Here is a 19426-nt window from a genome sequence, read left to right as displayed (position 1 = left end):
GGTAGGGTGCGGGACGTGCCGTGGTGGGTGGGGGCCGCGATCGGGTGCGCAGTGGCGGGCGCCCTCCTGCCCACGGTGGGCTACCGCCTAGCGGTGCCGTACGGCGAGCCGCCCCGACAGGACTGCTCCGGTTGCGGCGTGCCACTGCGCCCCGGTGTCGTGGGGTGGTTCGCCGGTCGCTGCGTCCGGGGACACCGGCTGGGCGTCCCCCGGTGGGTCACCACCGCGCTCGCCGGGCTGGCCGGGGCGCTGCTCGCGGCGGCGCTCGGCGCGGTGGCCGTCCTGCCGCTCCTGCTCGCCCTGGCGGTGCTGGGCGTGCTGCTCGGCGTCGTCGACGTCGCCTGTCATCGACTCCCCGACCCGCTGGTGCTGCCGGCGCTGGCCGCCACGCCGCCGCTGCTCGGGCTGGTCGCGCTCGGCACCGGCCAGTGGGACGACTGGGTACGCGGGCTGCTCGCCTGCCTGACGGTCGGAGCGGCGTTCACCGGGCTGGTCCTGCTGCCGGGCGGCGGTTTCGGGTTCGGTGACGCGAAGGTGGGCGCGCTGCTCGGCTGGTACCTCGGCTGGCTGGGCTGGGACGCGGTGCTCCTCGGTGTGGCGCTGCCGTGGGTGGTGAACGCACCCGTGCTGCTGGTGCTCCTTGCCGTCCGACGCGTCCGCTGGCGGACGAAGCTGCCGTTCGGGCCGGCCCTCCTGGCCGGTGCGCTGCTGGCGGTGCTCGCCACCGCCAGATGACGGTCGAGTCCGTCCGGAGTGGAGCCGGCGTCCCGTCCGGCCACTGGCGACCGTCTACTACCGTCCCGGTCACCTGCCTAGAGAAAGGTGACGGACGATGCGTCGGAGCGTGGTTCCGGTGGTGGCGCTGCTGATGGTCTGCGTACTGGCCGCGTGCGGCGGCAGCGGGAAGAAGAAGCGGTCACGGGACGCCCGACCGACCATCGCGACCACCGCTGGGAAGGTCGCGCCAGCCGACCGGGACGAGGACGCCGGACCGGCCCGGGTCGACGCCAGCCCGAGTTCCACCAGGACACCGCGACGCAAGGTACCGGCCCTCACCTGCGCCGACCTGAGCGACGCGGAGTTGGGCAGCAGCGGCGTACGGTACCGGGACTACCCGAACCCGCTGCGGCTGCGCGACGGGCGGTGGACGGGCAACGGCGCCACGGTACTGCTCCAGAAGCCCTGCGCGACCGGTGACCTGGACGGTGACGGCGCGGTCGACGCGGTCGGCGCCGTCATGCTCGACTCGGGCGGCTCGGGGCGGTTCTGGAGCCTGGTGGTTTGGCGCAACGTCGACGGCCAACCGCGCTACGTCGCCGTCACCGACGTGGGTGACCGGACGCCGGTCCAGTCGATCCGCATCGCCGACAAGCGGGCCACGGTCGTCCAGCTCACCCGATCACCGGGGGCGGCCATGGCCGAACTGGACCTCCGGCGTACCGCCGTGCACCGGCTGACCGGCGCCCGCTTCCCGGCGATCAGCCACACCGACGTGCCGTACACCCCCTGAGCCACCAAGCGAACAGACCGCTGGGGCGAGGTGAGGTGGTAGCAGGGGTCCCCTGTTACCGCTTTCTGCCGAACAGGGGACCCCTCAGGCAGGCCGAGCCGGCGGCCCGGATCAGGCGACGAGTCGTCGGGCGAGTTCGTCGGCGACATTCTCCGCCAGGTCGGGCGGAATCGCGGCGGCGATTGCCTGCGGGGTGAGCGTGGCCAGCACCCCTCGCACCACCTCCTCGCTGATGTTGCCGCTCTGGAAGTTCTGGACGCCCTCGTAGATGTTGTTGAGGACGTTCAGCGTGGAGAGGTCGGCCGGGATGCCGCCACCGCTGTACTGCCACGGCAGACGTCTCAGCTCGGTTGCCACGGAAGGGTCACGGAGAATGGCCAGGAACTGTGCCGGGGTCATGTCGTCCTCGCTCTGGTTGAGGGCCTGCTCGACCTTGGCCAGCAGGTGGTCCCAGGGAAAGTTGGAGCCGGGATCGGTGTGGGTGGTGCCGCCCCAGGCCAGTCGCATGTCGTTGTGTCCGTAGAAGGCCCGGACCTGGGGGGTGGCCTTCATCTCGGCGACGGTGGCCCGGCGGGGCGCGATGTCGTAGTGCCGGCAGACCACCGCCAACACCTCGGCCAGCCGGTCCCAGGCCACGTTCTCCAACCACCACTGGCGGCTGCTGGACGAACGGCCGGTGATCTCCACCGCGATGGCGTTCTCGTTACCGATGCTGGAGCCGGCGTGACCGGCACGGGCGGTGGTGTCCAGGGACTGGACGACCGAGTCGGCGTCGACGTAGAAGTGCGAGCTGACCCCGTCGGTGCGTCTGGTGGCGTAGACGGATTCCGCCTCGGCTGAGGCGGTGTTGTCGGTGGCGTGGATCGCGATGCCGAACTTGAGGCCGTCGCGGTCGGGGTAGGTGTTACGGCCCTGGACGAAGGGGACTCCGGGGACCTGCATGATGGCTCTGCCTTCGGTTGGGGCACCGAGCTGACCACACCGGTCGTCAACGTCCCGTTAACCAGGAGGCCGCACCTTGTGCCCGGTCCATGACGGAGCGCGAGTGGACTGGCATCCCGAGCCCACGAAGAGGTGACGACAGGTGCCCAGATCCAGATACGCCGCAGCGCTCGTCTTAGCGATCCTGGCCGGAACCCTCACCTTCGCTCCTCCGGTGCGGGCCAACGGAAACTTCGTCTTCTACCCCACCAACGACAGCTACGTGAGTGCGAGCGCGCCGAACACCAACTTCGACAACCAACCGGTGCTGGCGGTGGCCGGCAACCCGACCCGGATCTCCTACCTCAAGTTCTCGGTCACCGGTCTCCTCGACCCCGTCATCCACGCCCGGCTACGGCTCCACGTGTCGACCATCCGCGACGCCGGCAGCCGCACCGGCGGCACCGTGCAGCGGGCCGAAACCAACTGGCTGGAGACGAGCCTGACCTATGCCAACCGGCCCGCCCTCACCGGTTCGCCGCTCGGCGCGTACGGCCAGGTGACCGCCAACACCTGGTACGACGTCGAGGTCACCGCAGCGGTGGCCGACAACGGGATCGTCAGCTTCGGAATCAGCTCCGCCGACCCCAACGGCGCCTACTACGACACCCGGGAGAGCGGCTCGACCGCACCGCAACTCCTCGTGGAGACCGGTCTACCCGGCACCGGCGAGAACGTCCTACTGGCCGCCGGCGACATCGCGTCCTGTGACCGGGACACCGACGAGCAGACCGCACGGATCCTCGACCGCGAACCCGGCACGGTCGCGGCCCTCGGCGACCTGGTGTACGAGACGGGCAGCCCCGCCGAGTTCGCCAACTGCTACGGGCCGACCTGGGGGCGGCACAAGGCCCGCACCAGCCCCGCCGTCGGCAACCACGAATACCTCACCGCCAACGCGGCCGGCTACTTCGGATACTTCGGCGCCGCGGCCGGCCAGCCGAGCGAGGGCTGGTACTCGTACGACATGCCGGCGGGCGGCTGGCACATCGTCGTGCTGAACTCCAACTGCAGCAAGATCGGTGGGTGTCACGCCGGTTCGCCCCAGGAACGCTGGCTCCGCGCCGACCTGGCCGCCCACCCCGCCCGGTGCACCCTGGCGTACTGGCACCACCCGATCTTCAGCTCCGGCGACCGGGAGCGACCGGAGCTACTCCCGCTCTACCAGGCGCTCTACGAGGCGGACGCCGAAATCCTCCTCACCGGCCACGCCCACCAGTACGAGCGGTTCGCCCCGCAGACCCCGAACCGGGTGGACGACCCCGCACAGGGCATCCGAGAGTTCGTGGTCGGTACGGGCGGCCGTTCCCTCCAGCCGGATTTCGGGACCATCGTGCCGAACAGCGAGGTCCGCAACGGCACCACCTACGGGGTGCTCAAACTGACCTTGCTCCCCGGGGTCTACCAGTGGCGTTTCCTACCGGTGGCGAACCAGACCTTCACCGACAGTGGTGCCGGCACCTGCCACTGACACCCCCGCTGGGTGTGGATCCTGGTGGGTAAGTGCCCCGTCGGGGCACTTACCCACCAGGCACCCGCGTCGGGTCAGGGGCGCGGGGCGCGGGCCCGGAGCAGGGCGACGAGGGCGTGACCGAGCAGCAGCAGGCCGGTGCCGACGCCGACCACCAGGGGCATCGACCCGGACGACACGAGGCCGGCGACCAGGCCGACGAGCGCGACGAGGCAGACCGCCAGTCCGAGCGGTCGCAGCAGCGGATCGCCCAGCACCGGGGCCAGCGGCAGGAAGTGCAGCCCCACGACGGCGCTGACCAGGACCGGGATGAACGCCGACCAGCCGACAAGCCCGAGCAGCGCCGCGCCCAGCCCGGCGGCGGCGAACTCGGCGACGACGACGAGCAGGTAACGCCGGTCGGTGGCCCGGTCGCGGGGCGGCGCGTCGACGCCCCGTGCCCGGGCGGCCACGACGCCACCGGCCACCGCCGTCAGCAGGGCCGCCACGCTCGCCACCACCAGCACCGTGTCCAGCGGCGGATCCGCCTTCGGCACGCTGAACCAGAGGGTCGCGAAGACCCCCAGGTAGAGCGCGGTCAGCCCGGCCTGCCGCCGGGTGGCTGTCCGTCCGGTCGTCACCGTCGTCACCGTCCGTCTGCTCGCGTGGGTGCCCCGGCGATCCTACTGACCAGCGACACGGTGCTCGGCGGTCAGCTCGTGACGTCCTTGCGGGTGAACCGCCAGAAGGCGAGGCCCCAGAAGAGGGTGGCGTAGCTGATCGCCGAGATGCAGCCGCGCACCACGTCGTCGGTCTGCACCGGCGTGGAGAGCAGACCCAGCCAGGCGTTGCTGTAGTGGGTGGGCAGGAAGGTCCGCAGCACGCCGAGGGCGGTGATCTGGTCGAGGATGCTGGAGAGGATCCAGAGCAGCACCGCGCCGCCGACCGCGCCGAGCGCCGCGTCCGTGACCACCGACAGCAGGAACGCCAGGCCGGCCACGACCAGCATGACCACCGCCAGGTAACCGAGGACGGCGAGCAGCCGCAGCAGTCCCTCGCCCGGGGCCAGTTCGGCGGCGACCAGGCTGCGCAGCGGCGACCAGCCGTAGCGGAGGGTGCCGGCCAGCAGGGCGGTGCCGGCGAGCAGGGCCAGGGCGATCGCCGAGTAGGTGAGCGCGACAAGCAGTTTCACCGTCAACAGCCGGGCCCGGGGCACCGGGATCGCCAGCAGGTAGCGCAGGCTCCCCCAGCTCGCCTCGCTGGCCACGGTGTCCCCGCAGAACAGCGCCACCACCACGACCAGCAGGAACGACGCCGACACGAAGATGGTGAAGAGGGTGAAGTTCAGCCCGCCGGTGGTGGCGAACTCGACCAGGCTGGCGAACTCACCGCCGCCGTTGTCGTCGTCACCGGAGTCGAACTGGAACGCGATCAGGATGATCAGCGGCAGCAGCACCATGAAACCGAGCGCGAGCTGGGTACGCCGCCGCGACGCCTGCCGGCGGAACTCGGCCCCGAACGGCAGGGTCGCCGACGGGCGGTAGCCGGGGGCCGCGCCCACCGTGGCGGACGTCTTCGTCATCACCGGTTCCCCGCTCCCCCGCGCCTGCACCGCCGGTTCCCCGCTTCCCCCGGGCCCCGCCGCCGGTCTCCCGTTTTCCTGGACCCCCGACACCGGCCGCCCGCTCTCCCGGGACGCCATCACCGGTCCCCGCTTCCCCGGGAGTTCTCGCCGACCAGGGCGAGGAAGGCGTCCTCCAGGCGACGTCGGGGCACCACCCGGTCCACCCCGATCCCGGCCCGCACCAGTTCGGCGACCACCTCGCTGCGGGCGGTGCCGTTGGTGTCCACGACGAGCTGCCCCTCGGTGTCCGGCAGCACCCGTACGCCGTCGAGCCGGTCGAGCACCTCCCGCGCGGTGTCCGGGTCGCTGACCTCGAACAGCACGCTCGGCGACTCGCCGACGATCTCCTCGACCGGGCCGGAGGCGACGATCCGTCCCTTGTTGACCACCACCGCGTGGGTGCAGGTCTGCTCCACCTCGGCGAGGAGGTGGCTGGAGACCAGCACCGCGCGACCGTCGGTGGCGTACCGCTGGAGCACCCGGCGCATCTCGGCGATCTGCGGCGGGTCCAGCCCGTCGGTCGGCTCGTCGAGCACCAGCAGCTCGGGCAGGCCGAGCATGGCCTGGGCGATGGCGAGCCGCTGCCGCATGCCGTGGCTGTAGTTGTTGGTCCGGCGGTGCACCGACGCGCCGAGGCCGGCGATCTCCAGTGCCTCGGCGAAGTGCGCCTCCGACTCCGGCCGTCCGGTGGCCCGCCAGTACGCCTTCAGGTTCTCCAGGCCGCTCAGGTGCGGCAGGAAGCCCGGTCCCTCGACCAGCGCGCCGATCCGGGAGAGCACCGGCGAGCCGGGCACCAGCCGGTGCCCGAAGACGTAGATCTCCCCGGCGGTGGGCTGGGTCAGCCCCATCAGCACCCGCAGGGTGGTGGTCTTGCCCGCGCCGTTCGGCCCGAGCAGGCCGACCACCTGGCCGGGGTGCACCTCGAAGTCGACGTTCGACACGGCGACGAAGCCGTCGGCGTACTCCTTGCGGAGCTGCCGGACGGCCAGCGGCGTGCCCGCGTACGCCGGGTGGACGGAGCTGTCCTGGCGGCGGTGCCGACGGCGCAGCACGGCGACGAGCACGACGAGCGCGACCGCGATGGTGGCGAGCAGCCCGGCGAGCACCCAGCGCCAGACGGTGGCCGTGGTGGGGATCGGCTCGCCGCTCACGGTGGGCAGCACGACCGGCGCGTCCCCGACGGCGACGGTGTAGACGGTCGGTTCGGCCGGCGTGGCGTACGCCTGGTCGCTGGTGGCGACGACGACCCGCAGCCGGTGACCGGCCTCGATCCGCCGGACGATCGCCGGCAGGGTGACGGTGACCGGCCGGGCCTGCTCGATCGTGGCCGGCAGCCCGCTCAGCCGGACCGGGGCGACCAGGCCGCTGGGCAGGGTGGCGGTGCCGTCCGGGGCGACGTCGTAGAGCTTGACGAAGAGGACGGCCTCCCCGGTCGGCGAGGCGGCCCGGATGCTCACCGTGGGCGCGCCGACCACGTCGACCGCCCCGCCCAGCGGCGCGGACTCGAAGCGGGCGTGCTGGCCGGGCAGGTCACCGGCGACCCCGTCGAGCAGCGACGAGAACGACCCGGCGAGCGGCAGCGACGAGATCGCCGCCGGGTTGCCGCCGGGCGGGTTGGCGATCGGCTGCGCCGGGCCGGTCACGGCGACCTCCCGGCGGTCGTCGCCGCCGACGCCCGGGTAGTCGGTGGTGCGGTAGCCGGTGGCCACCAGGCCCCGGTCGAGCGCGTCGAAGCCGGCGATCCGTGACCAGGTGAAGTCGTCGCCCGGCGCGTCCCCGGTGCCCGCGACGTAGTGGTCGAGCCACTGCACGGTCAGGAACTTCACCCGGTCCGAGTCGGTCTCCGGGCCGTCGCCGCCGTCGTGCCCACCGGTGAACCAGGCGACCCGGACCGGCGTGCCGTTGACGGCGATGCCGCGCGCGTTGGCGTCCGCCTCGGCGATCGGGAAGAGGCTGTCCGCGGTGCCCTGCACCAGCAGGGTCGGGGACTCGATCCGGTCCAGCACGGTCGCCGGGCTGGACCGGCGGAGCAGGTCGACGGCGGCCTGGTCGCCCCGGCCGGTCGCGGCGATACGCAGGTACGCGGCGCAGACGTCGGCGGCGAACCGGCCGCAGGCGGGGTCCGCGCCGGCCGGCGGGGAGCCGGACACCGCCGGCCCGCCCGGGGTGTTCCCGGTCGGCTCGCCGGGCTGGCCACCCTCGCGGGCACCGTCGTTCCCGCTCTCCTCCTCGTCCCCGTCGACGCCGGGAGGGCCGGTCAGGCCGGCCGGAGCGGCGCCCGCACCGCCGAAGAAGATCCCGGCCCAGCCCTTCTTGAAGACCCCCTCGGTCGCCGGGCGACCGGTGCTCTCCGGCAGGAACGCCCGGGGCAGGTCGTTCCAGGTGATCATCGGCACGATCGCGTCGACCCGCCGGTCATGGGCGGCGAGGAGCAGCGCCAGCCCGCCGCCGTACGAACCGCCGACCACGCCGACCCTGGGGTCACCGGCGGCGTCGGTGCGCACCTGCGGTCGGGCGGCCAGCCAGTCCAGCAGCCGCTGCGCGTCGCGTACCTCGTGGTCGGGGCTGTTCAGGTGGATCTGGCCGCCGCTGCGGCCGAAGCCACGCGCGGTCCAGGTCAGCACCGCGTAGCCCCGGGCGGCGATCTCCTCGGCGTCGGCGCGGACCGTCTCCTTCGTACCGCCGAAACCGTGTGCCAGCAGCACCGCCGGCACCCGGCTCCCGGCCGAGGCCCCTTCGGGCAGGTAGAAGGTGGTGTCCAGGTCGACCGGTTCGGCACCGGACGGCCCGGAGCGGACGGTCAGCAGCGCGGACTCGGTCGTGTAGGCGGGACGCTCCGGCCACACCGCCCAGCCGACGGCGGCGGCGACCAGCGCGATCGCCACCGAGGCGGCGACGAGCCGGCGACCGGTGGGGAGGGCACGCCGGAGCCGCGCGACCGTCAGGGTTGGCATGGGGATCACGGTACGGCGTCGATCCTGAGCGTTGGCTGAGATCCTCCGTACGGCCGTCCGGGTCGGCCGATCGGCGAGTCCGAATAGTCGACCGCGCAACTATCCACGAAATCCGGCGTTCTGAATTCGTATCACGTGAATTCGGATCCTTCCCTCGGAATACGGTGAGACACCGCCATGCCACCGCGCGTTTCTCACTGAAGGTCATCACGCCGTCACCGTGCGCCAATCGGGCCCGGATCCGGGCGGCGCGGCCCGGTCGGGGGCGGGAGCGAATCCAGCCTTGCGGGTAGATTTCCGCTCCGGTGCACCGGACCGGATCGGGCGTGTGCCCGACCCCACCCGCCGCGCCTCCTCGGACCGGTCGCCGGGTCGGTGGTCCGCACCGCCACCGACCCGGCGACCCCGTGCCCGTCAGCCGCCCCGGACGCCGGCGCCCCGTGAACCGACGGCCGCCCCGCCGGGCACCCCGTGACCCGACGGCCGCGCCGGACGCCGGCACCCCGTGAACCGACGACCATCCGGATGCGCCGACGGCCGCGCCGGATGTGGCCGATCCGGGCCGACCTGGGCGGTGCCGGCTACCCTCGGGCGGGTGGCCGAACCCGAACTCACCCTGATCGCCAGCCTGCGACCGGCGGCGCTCGACGCCCGCCGGGGCGTCGTCCGGCTACACCCGGAGGTGCTCACCGCGCTGGCCCTGCGCCCCGGCGACCCAGTCCGGATGACCGGTCGGCGGCAGACCGCCGGCATCGCGGCGAAGGCCGAACCGGGTGCCGGCACCGGGCTGCTCCACGCCGACGACCTCGTCCTCGGCAACCTGGGCGTCCGGGACGGTGGACAGGTCACGCTCAGCCCCATGCCGCTCACCGCAGCCGGCCGGGTGACGTTGCGCGGCCCGCTGGAGATCGTCGCCGCCGTCTCACCGGAGATGCTCCGGCTCGCCCTGCTGGGCAAGGTGGTCACCGCCGGGGACGACGTCTCGCTGCTACCCCAGGACGTCAGCCCCGACGCCCCGGTCCGCCCGCTGGTCGAGGCCGCCCGGCGCAGCCTCGCCAACACCGTCGGATACGCCTGGACCAGTGCCCTGCTCACCGTGGTCACCGTCGAGCCGGGGCCCGGATCGCTGGTCACCATGGACACCGTCGTCGGCTGGGAGCACGGCCACGTCACCCACGGCAACCCCACGCCGGCCGGTTCCCGCGCCGCCGCCCCCGGCTCCCCCACGACCCGGCTCTCCGGCTTACGTCCGTCGAACGCGCAGCGCCACGACGACGACGCGGTCGCGACCTCCGGGGAGGCGGACCCGGCACAGGCGCCGGACGTCGACGAGCTGCCCGGCCTGCGGACCCAGGCCGAGGAGCTGACCGAGCTGCTCGACCTGGGGTTCCACCACCAGGAGGTGCTCGGCAAGCTGAACACCACGGTGTCCCTCGGCGTGCTGCTGAGCGGACCGGCCGGTTCCGGGAAGTCGGCGCTGGTCCGCGCGGTCGCCGCCGCCGTACGGGCCCGGGTCCACCCGGTCTGGGCACCGGAGCTGGCGGCGCTGACCAACCAGGCCGCCGCCGAGCGGCTGCGCGCCGCAGCCGCCGCCGCCCGCGCCGACGGGCCGGCGGTGCTCCTGGTCACCGACGTCGAGGCGCTCGCCCCGGCGGACCAGCCCGGACCGCTGGCCACCGTCTTCCGGCAGGTCGTCGCGGAGACCGTACGGGCCGGGGCGGCGGTGGTGGGCACGACCAGCCGGCCGGAGGCGGTCGACCCGGCGCTGCGCACCCCCGACCTGCTCTCCCTGCCGATCACCGTGCCGCTGCCGGACGCGGCGCTGCGCCGGGAACAGCTGACCGTGCTGACCCGGCGGGTTCCCCTCGCCGGGGACGTGCGGCTGGACGAGGTCGCCGGCCGGACGCCCGGCTTCGTCGCCGCCGACCTCGCCGCGCTGGTCCGCGAGGCCGGGGTACGGGCGGCGCTGCGGCAGAAGTCGACGGAGACGCCGACCGTGGCGATGGCCGACTTCACCGCCGCGCTGGAGGTGGTCCGCCCGACCTCGATGGCCTCCGCCACGCTGGAGCTGGCCAACGTCACGTTGGAGGACGTCGGCGACCTGGTCGAGGTGAAGGAGACGCTGACCGAGTCGGTGCTCTGGCCACTGACCTACCCGGACACCTTCGCCCGGCTCGGTGTGCAACCGCCGCGCGGGGTGCTGCTCTACGGGCCGCCCGGGTGCGGCAAGACGTACCTGGTCACCGCGCTGGCCGGCTCGGGGCGGGCGAACGTGCTCTCGGTGAAGGGCGCGGAGCTGCTCTCCAAGTGGGTCGGCGAGAGCGAGCGTGCCGTCCGGGAGCTGTTCCGCCGGGCCCGCGAGGCCGCCCCCACGCTGATCTTCCTGGACGAGGTGGACGCGCTCGCGCCCGTACGGGGGCAGGCCACCGACGGGGGCACCACCGACCGGGTGGTCGCCGCGCTGCTGACCGAGCTGGACGGGGTGGAGGCGCTGCGCAACGTGGTCGTGGTCGGCGCGACGAACCGCCCCGACCTGGTCGACCCGGCCCTGCTCCGGCCCGGACGGCTGGAGCGGCTGGTCTACGTCCCACCGCCGGACGCCGAAGCCCGGGTGGAGATCCTCAAGGCCTCCTCCCGGAACGTCCCCCTGGCCGACGAGGTGGACCTCGCCGGGCTGGCCGAGTCGCTGGACGGCTTCTCGGCGGCGGACTGCGCCGCCCTGGTCCGGGAGGCGGCGCTCGCCGCGATGCGGGAGTCGCTCACCGCCTCCACGGTCACCGCCGCGCACGTCGAGCGGGCTCGGGCCCGGGTCCGGCCCTCCCTGGACCCGGCGCAGGTCGCCTGGCTCGCCGCGTACGCCGCCGAGCGCCAGGGCTGACCGGTCGGTACGTGTGACGTGCGGGCGGGTCGGCGGCCCCCGGTCGCCGACCCGGTCGGTTCGAGACCGGGCCGCAGGTGGTCAGCGGGGTGACCCGTCGGTGGGCAGCAGCGGGCCGAGCGGTCCGAGGTCCAGGTTCAGGTCCTCGGGGGCCAGGCCGAAGTGCTCGCGCAGCCCGACCATCTGCTCCTCCAGCGCCATCAGGGTCACCCCGATCCGCTCGACCTGCTCGTCGGTCAGGTCACCCAGCTCGACCCGGCGCAGCGCCTGCCGTTCCATCAGCTGACGCAGCAGCTCGATGACGGTCAGCACCAGGCTGGCCAGGCCCTTCTCCACCGAGTCCCGGTCCACCGCCAGCCGCCGGTCCAACGGCGTCACCCGGGGTGCCCGCCACTGCGGCTCGCCGAGCGCGGCAGCCAGCGCGGCGGCCTCGTCCGGTGGGGCCGACCCGGGGTCCCCGGGGGCGGTCATCCGGGGCCACCGGGCGGGGTGAGCGCGCCGACCGAGGAGATCAGTGCGCGCAGCGAGACGTACACCAGGTCGACGTCGGCGATGGAGATGGTGATGTCCCCGCTGACCACCACCCCGGTCGCGAGGACCCGGTCGAGCAGGTCCACCAGGGCGATCGTCTGGTAGGCCAGCGGATCGTCGGCACTGCTCGGCACCAGCGAGGTGGTCGCCATGTCAGCTCCCCGGCTGCTCGACGATGAAGGAGTACGGCGGCCACGGGCCAGTCAGCTCCAGCCGAAGCGCCGGGTGACGCGTGGCGAGTGCCGCGACGACCGCACGGAACCCGGCGAGCCCTTCGACCGGCACCAGGTACGCGCCGTTGAGCGCCATCGGGTGGGGCTCGCCGGAGAGCCGGCTGTCCTGCGGCGTGTGCCGGCGGGCCTGCGCCGCGTAGCCGGCCAGTTCCGTGTGCACCGCCGCCGCGCTGTGCGCCGCGGCCTGCTGGCCGGTCTCCCGGGCCCGTAGCTGGGCCCGACGCCGCCGCAGGTAGGCGGCTCCCGCTCCGGTGCCGCTGGCCGTCGGCGTCCCCGGCCCACCGGCGTCGACCGCCGGGGCTGCCGCGCCCCCAGGGTCCACCGTCGGCGTCCCCGCACCACCGGCGTCGACCGCCGGCTTTCCCGCGCCACCGACGGCTGTCCTCGGTGGGGTCGCGCCACCGTCGGCGGGGGGCGGACCGCCGGGCAGCACGTACCCCTTGACGCCCCACTCCTGGTGGCCGGCGAGCCGGGCCAGGGTGGCGGTCAGGTCGGCCCGACGGTCGTGCAGCAGCACGGCCAGCCGGCGCTCGTCGGTGTGCACGGTGGCCAGCCGGGCCGGCACCACCGGGCCGGTGCGCGCCAGCACGTCCACCACCCGGTGGTGCGCCCGGGCGGTGCGCTCCAGCCACCCCAGGTTCTCCAGGTTGCGGCGCAGCGGCTGCTCGCCGTACTCGTCGAGCGGGACGGCGCTGAACACGGCGGCCAGGCCGGACCCGCGGACCACCCGCACCGGGGTGTCCGCGAGTCCGGTGACCGGAGCCAGCGCCCCGGCGACGGACGCCGGGACGATGCCGTGCAGCCAGGTGCCGGTGCCGGCGGGTGTGGTCGGGACGACCGGATCAGGCCTCATCCCGCTCCTCCAGACGTTCGCTACGCGCGGCGATCCGTGGTCGCCGCTCGGCCTCGACCTCCTCCGGGTCGCGCGGTCCCGGCTCGACCGGCGGACGGGCCCGGGAGCTGAGCCACGGATCGTGCTCCCACCAGTCGATGCCGATCTGTCGGGCCGTGTCGACCGAGGCGATCACCAGGCGCAGCTTCAACGTCAACAGCTCGATGTCGAGCAGGCTGACCCGGATGTCACCGGCGATGACGATGCCCCGGTCGAGCACCCGTTCGAGGATGTCGCCCAGGTTCGCCGGGTCGTGCCCGGCCGGGAGCACCTGCCCGGAGTTCTGCACCACCGAGGGGACCTGTCCCATGGTCATCTCAGCCCACCTCGCCCTTGCCACGCTGGTATCGGCGGACCCGCCGGAAGGAGAGCACCTCGCCGTCGGCGTCCAGGTCGACCTCGTAGAGGCCGAGCAGGTCGGTCGACGCCGGGATGCGGTGGTCCTCCACCAGTTCCACACCGACCCGCCAGCCGGTCCCGTTGGGCTGCACCGAGGTCACCCCGGACGGGTCCCGGCCGGTGAGCCGGCTGACCTGCCGCAGCCCCTCCCGGGCCGCCTCGCCGGCCGGGATCGGCTCGACCTCCTCTTCCTCGTCGTACGACTCCTCGTCGGAGTAGTCGTCGTCGGTGTACCGGTCGTCGTCCTCCGCGTACCGGTCGTCGGCCGGCTCGCGCCGGTCCTGACCCGTGGACCGGGAACCTGCTCGGCTTCGCTGCGTCCGCACCCTCGCTCACCTCCCTCGCGTCGGCCGGTCCGGCCCGCCGCTCGGCACGGCCGGGCTGACGAGCCGGTTCAGCACCTGCTGCTGCAACCGGTTCCGCTCCTCCTCGGTCAGCTCGCCCGCCGCCGCGGCAGCGTCGATCTCCTCCAGCTCACGGCGGATGTGGACCGGGTTCTGCCGCCGGGACTCCGCTTCCCGGGCCACCACCTTGAGCACCGCGGTCAGCCCGCGCACCGGCGCGTACGGGAGGGTCAGCAACGACCACAGGATCTCCACCGCTCACCCCGCCAGATGGTGGGCGTCGACGAAGTCGTACGGGGCGAGTGGACCGAGCAGCCGCATCCGGACCAGCTCCCGGCGTTGGCCCGCGAACTCCTCCGCCACCACCGCGAACTCGTCCGCCCGGTCGACGTCGACCAGGAACGACACGTGCATCGCGTCCATCTCGTGCCCGGGCGGACGGACCGTGCTGGTCACCGCCACCGGGCCGAGCACGTCGACCAGTTCCCGGGTCTCCGCCTCCCGGCGCAGTTCCACCGCCTGGCTGATGATCTCCCCGAGCCGGATGCGCTGTTCCCGGCTGGCCGCCTCCGGCTGTCCGCGCACCTGCTCGGCGAGGTCCGCCGCGCCCGGGTTCTCGGCGAGCAGCGCACCCATCAGCTCCGACTCGTGGAACCGGCCGCGCACGGTGTACTGCGTCCGTCCGTCGAGCTCGTCGAGGGCGGCCCGGAACCGGTCCCGGTGGGCGTCCAGCAGGTCGTGCACCGCGTCGGTGCCGGTGACCACCGTGCCGAACCGCACCGGCACGACCGGGGCCACCGCCGCCGTCCCGTCCAGCAGTTCCTGGTACGCGGTCAGGTCCACCGGCCGGCCCACCGGCTGCTCCAGGTCCACCTCGCTGACCAGGGCGGCCAGCTCACCGTGGACCACTGCGGTCACCTCGCCCGGCGGATCGCCCACCCCGACCGCGTCCTCGGTCGGCTCCACGTCCGCCGGGACGATGCCGTAGACGAACATGCCGCTCGGTCCGGCCATCTCAGCGTCCCCCGTTCCGCCGGGCCGCCCGGCCACGACCGGAGGAGCGCTCCCGGTCCCGGTCGGCACCGGCATCGTCCCGGTCGTCGTAGTCGTCCTCGTCCTCGTCCCCGGTCGCACCGCCGAGTGCCCCGGCCGCACCGCCGAGGCCCCGGACGGTCTCGCCGACCCCGGACGTGATCCCCTTGGCCGCGTCGGTGACGTTCTCCACCGCCCCGCCGAGGCCCGACTTGCCACGTGGTGTGATGTCCAGCCGGTCGACCGCCTCGGCGAAGCGCAGGTACGTCTCGACGCTCGCCACCACCACCCGCGCGTTGATCTCCAGCAGCGGGATGCCGATCACCCCGACGACCACCTGGGCGTCGATCACCACGCCCTTGTCGAGGACCATCTCGACGACGTCCGCCAGGCTCGACGTGGTGCCCCGGTCCAGCGCGGCACCTCCGCCCGGTACGGCGCTCATTCGTCCCGGTCCTCACGCCGACGCCGGACCACGGGCCGGCGGGGCCCCTCCGGGGTGCGCCGGGCAGCCGGACGAGGACGTCCCTCCTCGCGAGATCGTCCCTCCTCGCGAGGGCGTCTTTCCTCGCGGGAACGTTCCTCCTCGCGGGGCTGCGGACGGCCGGCCCGCTCCGGACGCCGGCGGCGCGGCGGTTCCTCCTCCTCCGGCTCCTCGTCCTCCGGCTCCTCGTCGTACTCGTCGTACTCGTCCTCGTACTCTTCCTCCGCGGGGCGACGGCGCGGCGCCGGGCGGCGGGCACGACCGGCGGGACGGCCCTGCCTCCGAGGGGCCTCCTCCGGCTCCTCGCCCTCCTCCGGCTCCTCGGGCTCCCGCTCCTGCGATTCGGCTTCGGCACGCTCCCGCTCCTCGCGCAGCGCGGTCTCGTGGTCCCGGACCACCCGCGAGTCGCGGATCTCGCCACGCCAGCCCTCGACCTGGTCCGGATCCAGAACGGTCTGGGTCATCACGTGCCGGACGAAGTGCTTCAGTTCGAGGCGCACCCGGCGTCCCTGGGCACGCCAGAGGTTGCCGGTGCGCTCGAAGAGGCCCTGCGGGTGGTACTCGAGCACGACCAGGATCCGGGTGAGGTCCGGTGCCACCGCGTGGAAGCTGACCGTCCCGTCGACCGAACCCTTCTCGCCCTTCGAGCGCCAGTGGATGTGCGAGTCCGGCACCTGCTGGACGACGGTCGACTCCCAGGTCCGGTGCGACCAGAGAACCTGCGCCTTCCAGGTCAACTTCTCGTCGGCCTCCTGGTCGACGTTCTCGACCTTCTTCATGAAGCTCGGGAAGTCCGCGAACTGTGTCCACTGGTTGTAGGCGACCCGCAGCGGCACGCCCACCTCGATCGTCTCGACGATGTTGGTGACCTTGAGCTTCTTCTTCCCGCCCTTGCTCTTGCCACCCCGGGCACCGATGGCCGCCATCAACTTCTCCTTACCGCCGGCCAGACCGGCACCGACCATCGCCCGGACCGGCGACTTGCCCTCGGCGAGTCTCTGCGCGCCCGTCGCCGCCGCGACCAGGCCCGGCCCGCCTCCCTGTTTCGCGTACTCGCTGAGCCGGCCGGTCGCGCCGGTGATCCGCTCGGTCACCACGGCCACGGCGCGCTCGCCGATCGCCCCGACCAGGTCCCGCGCGTCACGCAGCAACTGGTCGCGCAGCCTGCCGCGCAGGTTCAGGCTCGGGTTCGAGGGGACCGACACGGTCACCACCCCCGCTGCCCGGCGCTGTCGCCGGAGTCACGCCGCCCACGACGGTCGCGCTGCCCACCACCGTCACCGTCACCGCGATCCGACCGGTCCGCACCGTCCCCGTCCCCGTCGCCACCGCCGGTGGCCTTCCCGCGCAGCGCGTCGGCCCGGCCCCGGAGCTTGCCGCTGACCGCGTCGATGCCACTGCCGACGGCGGCGGTCGCCGCCGCCCGGCCAGCCCCGACCAGCGGTCCCCCGAGGCGGCTCAGGTTGCTCAGCTGAGGCGACGCCTGCACCAGGTCACCGAGCTTGCGTAGTCCGGCCGGGTCCCGGCTCATCCGTCCGACCGCCACGGCGGCGGCCAGGGTCAGCGCGGTACGCAGCCGGCGACGCCGGCCGAGGACGTAGCCGAGACCGACGGCGAGCCCGATTCGTGTCCCGCTCTTCATGGTGCACTCCTTACCTCCCCGGTGTGGTGCGAAAGCCCGATACGCGAGGTCATGACAATTACCGGGGGCTGAACACGACAACGGCGTCCACTCGGGCAGTCCCATTTCAACGGACTGGTCGGCAGTACCCTGACCCCTGCCCACAAAACCTCGGAAAGTGCAGGCCAGAACAGCAACGCCACGCCGATGAGCAGGGCGAACCGGACAGACGAGCAGCCGCGAACAGATAGTTCACGACGCTTTACAAAGAGGCGAAGAAAACGAATTACGGCATGGGCGGGGCGGAATCAAGACAGATTTCCGCGTGTATGGTCCCGCCGTCGGAGCGCAATTTTGCGCCGCACCGGGCGAGCACGCCCAGCGCCCCGGTGTTGTCGACGGTCGTCTCGGCGGCCACGGTGCGCATGCCGTGTGCGGCGGCGACGTTGAGCAACTCCCGCAGGGCCGCCGCACCGACTCCCTGGCCACGGGCCGAACGCCCCAGCCACATCCCGGTCTCCACGGTGCCGGGCTCGGCGCGGCGGGCCATCCTGATCATGCCGACGACCTCGCCGCCGAGCAGGATCGCGAACATGACGGTGCCGGTCGGGCCGTCGAAGCCGCCGAAGTGGGCACGGTGGAACTCGCGGAACGCCTCCCGACGAGCCGCCGACCAGCCGGCCGGCGCCTCCACCGGCGGCATCACGTCACTCGGCTCCGCCTCGGCGGCGGCCACCGAGAGCAGCGGCTCCAGGTTCCGCTCGTCCACCGGCTCCAGCCGGACCGCACCTGCCACGTGCCGCAGTCTGCCGGCCCCACCCGACCGGCGTCCACCCTTCCGCCGGGCACCACCGGTCCGGCCGGCCGGTACCAGCCGGTCGGCGGGGGTGAGTGTTCCTGGTCACGCTCCGGGGTCGGCCGGCTCCGGGAACTCGCACAGGACGACCGACGCGTCGTCGGAACGCTTGGTCCGCCGCAACCGGTCCGGGTGTTCCCGCTCGGCAGCCCGGACCCGGTCGAGCAACGCCCCCGGTCCCTCGGTGGTGACCAGGTCCAGCAGACCGTCCCAGCCGAACAGGCCAAACTGCTCGACCGCACAGGACGCCCCGTCGCTGAGCAGCACCGCCCGGCGCAGCGCGTTCGGCCCGCGCAGCGGCACCGAACCGGTCACCGCGTGGTACGCCGCCTCCGGGTCACTGGCGGCCACCCAGTAGCCGTGCGTACGGTTCATCCGCTCCCGCTGCACGGCGACCGCCCGACGGAACCGGGTGGCCGGGTCGTCGGCGGCACGGGCCGGCACGGTGTGGGCGACCGCGCGCAGGTCGGCCAGGGCGGCATCCAGCCGGTCGTCGGAGACCACCGCCACCCGGCCCCCGGTGTCCAGCACCAGCGGGCTGTCGCAGAGCACCAGGTAGTCGGCCCGATCCCCGCCGTCGCGCAGCAGGCAGACCGTGGCCGACGGGGTACCGGGGTGGTCCAGGTCGCACGCGCCACCGTGGTCCGCCCGGACCGCCAGGATCGCCGCCGCCAGATTGCTCATCAGGGTGGCGGCCGGACGGGTCGCCTCGGCGAGCCCGATCCGGGCGGCGAGGTGCCGGACGTACCAGGCCGGGCCGTGGACGCAACCGGTGGCGAAGCCCTCCGGCACGGTCGCGCCGTCGAGCACTCCCACCAGCGGCCCGAGGCGGAAGACCGAGTCCTCGTTCTCCAGCCGGCCGGGCGCCGCCGTGGAAGCGGAGCTGACCTGCATCATCGATCGTCCTCCCGTCGGTGGCCGGACCGGTCCGTCATCGTGGCATGCCGTCGGGGGCGTCGGTGTCCGTCAGGGTGGCATTCCGCCGGGGACGTCGGTTCGCCACGGCTGCGCCGCCGGCGCGTACCGGGGTCGCCCGGTGTAGGACTCCTCCCCGGTGTACGGCGCGTCGACCGCCACCCCCTCGGGAAAGGGCATGGGTTCCGGCAGCGGGGACGGCCCCCGCGTCGGCCCGGTCGGGGCCGATCGCCCCCCGGCCGGCGCAGTCGGCTCCGGCCCGGTCGGCTGCGCCACGGTCGGCTCCGGCCCGGTCGGCTCGGGTGCGGTCGGCTGTCGGGCGGTCGGCTGAGTCGCGGTCGGCTGAGCCTCGGTTGGCTGCCGGGCGGTCGACTGCGCCATGGGCGGCGCACCCGCGCTCCGATTCCCCAACCGGGACCGGGCCAGCCAGCCCGCGATCGCCCCGGCCAGCGCGGCGGTCAGCAGCGGCGCAGGACGCTGGGCGTACCAGCCGGCGGCCATACGTGCTCCCCTCGTCGCCCCGGACCCCGCGCGGACGGGACCAGCACCCGCCTACCCGCCCCGCCCGCGGACATGCCCCGGATCCCACGACACCCCGGCGCTCGACGGCGCTTTCGGACCTGTCCGAGTGCGACGGCACCCCGACCGTCGACGGTGGCGTTGTCGGACCTGCCCAGGGTGCGACGGCACCCGGCCGTCCTGGCCGTCACCGGCTGCCGGCG

The 19426-nt window shown here is 73.7% G+C and carries 21 protein-coding genes; 4 read left to right on the top strand and 17 right to left on the bottom strand.

Annotated elements, in window-relative coordinates:
• Positions 1-15: 15 nt before the first annotated feature.
• Both GA0070618_RS12905 and GA0070618_RS12900 read left to right on the top strand, forming a co-directional pair.
• Positions 16-735 (top strand): A24 family peptidase, encoded by a 720-nt coding sequence (locus tag GA0070618_RS12905; RefSeq protein WP_143740341.1) that lies wholly within the window; start codon positions 16-18, stop codon positions 733-735.
• Positions 736-832: 97 nt separating this feature from the next.
• On the top strand, positions 833-1510 hold the full coding sequence (locus GA0070618_RS12900; RefSeq protein ID WP_143740340.1) for a hypothetical protein: 678 nt from the start codon (positions 833-835) through the stop codon (positions 1508-1510).
• 111 nt (positions 1511-1621) lie between these two features.
• Here GA0070618_RS12900 and GA0070618_RS12895 read toward each other — a convergent pair whose 3' ends face one another.
• Positions 1622-2452 (bottom strand): peptidoglycan recognition protein family protein, encoded by an 831-nt coding sequence (locus GA0070618_RS12895; RefSeq protein WP_088981845.1) that lies wholly within the window; start codon positions 2450-2452, stop codon positions 1622-1624.
• A gap of 214 nt (positions 2453-2666) precedes the next feature.
• On the opposite strand from GA0070618_RS12895, the gene GA0070618_RS12890 reads away from it, so the two are divergent.
• The gene (locus tag GA0070618_RS12890; protein ID WP_170107861.1) at positions 2667-3962 is read left to right on the top strand and encodes a CBM96 family carbohydrate-binding protein; all 1296 of its coding nucleotides are present in this window, start codon (positions 2667-2669) and stop codon (positions 3960-3962) included.
• Positions 3963-4036: 74 nt separating this feature from the next.
• Here the strand turns inward: GA0070618_RS12890 and GA0070618_RS12885 are convergent, their stop codons facing one another.
• The 3 genes from GA0070618_RS12885 to GA0070618_RS12875 form a co-directional block, all read right to left on the bottom strand.
• The gene (locus GA0070618_RS12885; protein ID WP_088981843.1) at positions 4037-4582 is read right to left on the bottom strand and encodes a hypothetical protein; all 546 of its coding nucleotides are present in this window, start codon (positions 4580-4582) and stop codon (positions 4037-4039) included.
• A 71-nt stretch (positions 4583-4653) separates the two neighbouring features.
• Positions 4654-5523: an ABC transporter permease gene (locus GA0070618_RS12880; RefSeq protein WP_088981842.1), complete on the bottom strand. Its 870-nt coding sequence runs from the start codon at positions 5521-5523 to the stop codon at positions 4654-4656.
• 119 nt (positions 5524-5642) lie between these two features.
• Positions 5643-8519 carry an alpha/beta fold hydrolase gene (locus GA0070618_RS12875; RefSeq protein WP_088981841.1) on the bottom strand — a complete coding sequence of 959 codons (2877 nt, stop codon included), beginning with the start codon at positions 8517-8519 and terminating at the stop codon, positions 5643-5645.
• Positions 8520-9114: 595 nt separating this feature from the next.
• On the opposite strand from GA0070618_RS12875, the gene GA0070618_RS12870 reads away from it, so the two are divergent.
• Positions 9115-11397 (top strand): AAA family ATPase, encoded by a 2283-nt coding sequence (locus GA0070618_RS12870; RefSeq protein WP_088981840.1) that lies wholly within the window; start codon positions 9115-9117, stop codon positions 11395-11397.
• A gap of 81 nt (positions 11398-11478) precedes the next feature.
• On the opposite strand, the gene GA0070618_RS12865 is transcribed toward GA0070618_RS12870, so the two are convergent.
• The 13 genes from GA0070618_RS12865 to GA0070618_RS12805 form a co-directional block, all read right to left on the bottom strand.
• Positions 11479-11868, bottom strand: a complete 390-nt coding sequence (locus GA0070618_RS12865; protein ID WP_088981839.1) for a gas vesicle protein K — start codon at positions 11866-11868, stop codon at positions 11479-11481.
• A complete protein-coding gene (locus tag GA0070618_RS12860) occupies positions 11865-12080 on the bottom strand; it encodes a gas vesicle protein (protein ID WP_088981838.1) in 216 nt (71 codons plus the stop codon). The genes GA0070618_RS12865 and GA0070618_RS12860 overlap by 4 nt, the downstream gene beginning before the upstream one ends.
• Position 12081: 1 nt before the next feature.
• A complete protein-coding gene (locus GA0070618_RS12855) occupies positions 12082-13014 on the bottom strand; it encodes a GvpL/GvpF family gas vesicle protein (protein WP_088981837.1) in 933 nt (310 codons plus the stop codon).
• Positions 13004-13369, bottom strand: a complete 366-nt coding sequence (locus tag GA0070618_RS35645) for a gas vesicle protein (protein ID WP_231931720.1) — start codon at positions 13367-13369, stop codon at positions 13004-13006. Before GA0070618_RS35645 ends, GA0070618_RS12855 begins: the two co-directional genes overlap by 11 nt.
• Position 13370: 1 nt before the next feature.
• On the bottom strand, positions 13371-13778 hold the full coding sequence (locus tag GA0070618_RS12845; RefSeq protein WP_088981836.1) for a gas vesicle protein GvpO: 408 nt from the start codon (positions 13776-13778) through the stop codon (positions 13371-13373).
• Between the two features lie 6 nt (positions 13779-13784).
• Positions 13785-14051, bottom strand: a complete 267-nt coding sequence (locus GA0070618_RS12840; protein WP_088981835.1) for a gas vesicle protein GvpG — start codon at positions 14049-14051, stop codon at positions 13785-13787.
• A gap of 3 nt (positions 14052-14054) precedes the next feature.
• The gene (locus GA0070618_RS12835) at positions 14055-14810 is read right to left on the bottom strand and encodes a GvpL/GvpF family gas vesicle protein (protein ID WP_088985487.1); all 756 of its coding nucleotides are present in this window, start codon (positions 14808-14810) and stop codon (positions 14055-14057) included.
• Position 14811: 1 nt separating this feature from the next.
• On the bottom strand, positions 14812-15273 hold the full coding sequence (gene gvpJ / locus GA0070618_RS35640) for a gas vesicle protein GvpJ (RefSeq protein WP_088981834.1): 462 nt from the start codon (positions 15271-15273) through the stop codon (positions 14812-14814).
• Positions 15270-16517, bottom strand: a complete 1248-nt coding sequence (locus tag GA0070618_RS12825) for an SRPBCC family protein (RefSeq protein WP_088985486.1) — start codon at positions 16515-16517, stop codon at positions 15270-15272. The genes gvpJ and GA0070618_RS12825 overlap by 4 nt, the downstream gene beginning before the upstream one ends.
• A gap of 2 nt (positions 16518-16519) precedes the next feature.
• Positions 16520-16954, bottom strand: coding sequence for a hypothetical protein (locus GA0070618_RS12820; protein WP_088981833.1), 435 nt, complete (start codon positions 16952-16954; stop codon positions 16520-16522).
• Between the two features lie 265 nt (positions 16955-17219).
• On the bottom strand, positions 17220-17729 hold the full coding sequence (locus GA0070618_RS12815; RefSeq protein WP_088981832.1) for a GNAT family N-acetyltransferase: 510 nt from the start codon (positions 17727-17729) through the stop codon (positions 17220-17222).
• A gap of 105 nt (positions 17730-17834) precedes the next feature.
• Positions 17835-18686, bottom strand: a complete 852-nt coding sequence (locus tag GA0070618_RS12810) for a hypothetical protein (protein ID WP_088981831.1) — start codon at positions 18684-18686, stop codon at positions 17835-17837.
• A 69-nt stretch (positions 18687-18755) separates the two neighbouring features.
• Positions 18756-19205: a hypothetical protein gene (locus GA0070618_RS12805; protein ID WP_088981830.1), complete on the bottom strand. Its 450-nt coding sequence runs from the start codon at positions 19203-19205 to the stop codon at positions 18756-18758.
• Positions 19206-19426: the final 221 nt, after the last annotated feature.

The organism is Micromonospora echinospora (genome assembly GCF_900091495.1).
Taxonomy (GTDB): Bacteria; Actinomycetota; Actinomycetes; order Mycobacteriales; family Micromonosporaceae; genus Micromonospora; species Micromonospora echinospora.
This window is presented reverse-complemented; position numbering and strand designations above follow the sequence as displayed.